Here is a 2,172-nt window from a genome sequence, read left to right as displayed (position 1 = left end):
TTTCAATCCATAACGGCTTAATAATCGCCAAATCACTGTCGGCAACAGGTTCGCCTTCCCAAATATGCCGATAAAGCTCGTAATCCTTTTCCTTACAATCTTCCATTTCTAACCGTAAGGTTTCTGGGAAAAAGGGATTATCCACATAATTAACTTTGAGCAAGACAATATCTGTCGGCGGTGAAACGACAAACCGCTGATAGGTATCATCAAGAATATTCTTTGGGTTAAATGACACCCAAATTTCCGAATTTTCTTTACGAATAGTCGGGATTAATATCTCCCAACTGTCTTTTGAAACATTTTCCGCCTCTTCCACCCAACAAATATCAATCCCCTCAAGGGATTTGATTTTAGTCGGGTTGTTTTTGATACCGTAAAACAGGAAAACAGAACCGGTTCGCAAGTTATAGATTTTGTTTTTCTGAACATCAAATTCGACCTGATAGCCGTAACGCTCAATTGTGTCGGAAAGCAGTTGAATCACAGAATCGCTGATTGAGTTTTGTAATTCCCTTGCACATAAGAAACGACTGTTTGAACGGCGAGCAATCTCAATTAATAGTCGAGCAATCGTCCAAGATTTACCGCTTCCACGTCCGCCGTAAGCGACTTTATAACGATGCTGTTCAATGAATGGCAAAAACTTACTAATAAGCTTTTGTGTCATCTGAAAATAAATCCCTTAATGAACCTAATGCCATAGAACCGTCAGAAGAAGTAATATCGACTTTTTGAGTAAACATTCCCAAATGTTTACCAAGTAACTCAAGGGCTTTGTTTGCGGCATGTGGTTCAAAACAAGATTTCACCACATCTGTCCCAATTGCTTCACCATTTTCTGATTTTGTAACCACGGTCTCTGTCACCGATTGTTTTCCCGTAGACATCGCAATTACTTCAAGCAAACCACGTAAAACATCATCTTGTGAGATTTGAACTCGTTCTGAACGTTTGTCTTTTGCAATCTGAATAGCTTCTTGAATGTCAGGTTTTGACAAGTTTTCAGATCCAATTTGTCGAGCATTTTCAGCTTTATACCCTGCTCTAATCGCCGCCTGTGTTGCATTTAAATCAACCAGGTACTCCTCAACAAATCGCTGTTGTTTGTCGGTTAATTTCCCCACGCCCTTAGACGTGGATTTCACCTCGTCTTTTTTAGTCATTTGGGTGTTTCCTTTGCTTATTATGTATTTATTGCTTTAAAAATTTTGAAACCGAGATCACATTGCGTATCAGGAAAATCTTGTCGAATTTTGACCGCACTTTTTTCAATTCTAGCTTTGGTGATGTCGAAAATAGTTTTATAACCAGCTTTAAAGGCCTCAGATTTTTCGTCAGTTTTCTCAGGAAGTTGCACCAAAATAAATTGGCGATTGCCTCCATCTTCAGCGTTGAGTTGCATTACGGCATGGGCGGTTGTGCCAGAACCTGAGAAGAAATCTAGGATAATTTCATTGTTTTTAACAGATTGAATTACCAACTTTTTCATTAATTCTAAAGGCTTACGATAAAGAAATACTTTCTGCCCCATTAATTTTTCAACATTTTTTTCTGTTTTTGATTGAGGATCAAACCATCCTAAATGAGATTTTATTGGTATATATGGATTATCAAACTCATTGAAAAATTCTTTTTGTTTTGGCAATCCATCATCATTTTTTGGAAAAATAATTCGCCCTTCTTTAATCATCTTTTCTAATGAATTTTTAGAAAATGCCCAATAATTTTCAAATTTTCTCCCTGTATTAGGATCTGTTATAGAAAATTTATCTTGCACTCTCTCTAATGTACTTTTTATATTAGAAAGTCTCCACTCTCCTCTAATATCATTATCCGGATTAGCAAAACCATCTTTTGTTCTTAATTCCCCGATTAACTTAGCATCTGTATTTCTTGAATAACAAAGCACATATTCATGAATATCCACAACCATATTTCGAGGAGGTACACCTTTTGCCGAATTTTTCTTATCCCAGATAAACTCAGAAACAAAATTCCCCTCTCCAAACACTTCATCACACAATAATTTCAACTGCGCCACTTCGTTATCATCAATGGAAATAAAAATCACGCCGTCTTCTTTAAGTAAATCACGGGCAATATAAAGGCGCGGATACATAAAAGTAAGCCAAGCAGAATGACTTAACGCACTCCTAGAGAAAGATTTAA

Annotated in this window: 3 protein-coding genes; all 3 read right to left on the bottom strand. The window is 36.8% G+C overall.

From position 1 onward, the window contains the following. A partial coding sequence (locus tag BKK54_RS11480) for a PBSX family phage terminase large subunit (RefSeq protein ID WP_143541472.1) occupies nucleotides 1–670 on the bottom strand: 670 nt, incomplete at its 3' end. After that, the gene (locus tag BKK54_RS11475; RefSeq protein ID WP_077543194.1) at nucleotides 651–1,166 is read right to left on the bottom strand and encodes a terminase small subunit; all 516 of its coding nucleotides are present in this window, start codon (nucleotides 1,164–1,166) and stop codon (nucleotides 651–653) included. The genes BKK54_RS11475 and BKK54_RS11480, both read right to left, overlap by 20 nt. Nucleotides 1,167–1,186: 20 nt before the next feature. Beyond that, on the bottom strand, nucleotides 1,187–2,172 hold a 986-nt coding region (locus tag BKK54_RS11470; protein WP_143541471.1), incomplete at its 5' end, for a site-specific DNA-methyltransferase.

Source organism: Rodentibacter genomosp. 1, assembly GCF_001999285.1.
Classification (GTDB): domain Bacteria; phylum Pseudomonadota; class Gammaproteobacteria; order Enterobacterales; family Pasteurellaceae; genus Rodentibacter.
The sequence above is the reverse complement of the archived record's forward strand: the minus strand, read 5'-3'. Positions and strand labels throughout refer to the sequence as shown.

Coding starts and splice junctions, on each gene's coding strand:
- BKK54_RS11475 (WP_077543194.1), bottom strand. CDS start 1,166: ATGACTAAAAAAGACGAGGTGAAATCCACGTCTAAGGGCGTGGGGAAA.